Raw genomic sequence first — 653 nt, forward strand, 5'->3', positions numbered from 1 at the left:
GGGTGATATCGGGTCCTAAGTGTGCTTCGGGACCTTGAGGAGGCTCCATGCGCGGAGTCAGGCGCGCCAAGTGGGCCGTCTGTGGGCTGGCCGCCGCGATGGTGGCCGCCGGCTGTGGCGGCGGAGGCGGGGACAGCGGCGGCGGAGGCGGCGACGGGACGGGCACCGTGCGGTCCTCGTGGGGGGACCCGCAGAACCCGCTGGAGCCCGCGAACACCAACGAGGTGCAGGGCGGCAAGGTCCTGGACATGATCTTCCGCGGGCTCAAGCGGTACGACCCGAAGACCGGCAAGGCCCAGGACATGCTGGCCCAGAAGATCGAGACGAAGGACTCGCAGAACTACACCGTCACCATCAAGAAGGGGTGGACCTTCCAGAACGGCGAGAAGGTCACCGCCAAGTCCTTCGTGGACGCCTGGAACTACGGCGCGCTGCTCGACAACAAGCAGAAGAACGCCTACTTCTTCGAGTACATCAAGGGGTACGACAAGGTCCACCCCACCTCGGGCAAGGTCAGCGCCAAGACGCTGTCCGGGCTCCAGGTGAAGAACGACACCACCTTCACCGTCCAGCTCACCCAGAAGTTCTCGACCTGGCCCGAGACGCTGGGTTACGCCGCGTTCGCGCCACTGCCCCGAGCCTTCTTCGAGAAC

The 653-nt window shown here is 65.8% G+C and carries 1 protein-coding gene; it reads left to right on the forward strand.

Annotated elements, in window-relative coordinates; all coding sequences use genetic code 11:
- Nucleotides 1–47 precede the first annotated feature (47 nt).
- Nucleotides 48–653, forward strand: a 606-nt coding sequence (locus KUM32_RS41595; RefSeq protein WP_254406807.1) for an ABC transporter substrate-binding protein, incomplete at its 3' end; no start/stop codon positions are given.

The sequence above is a fragment of the Streptomyces sp. AC627_RSS907 genome (assembly GCF_019049165.1).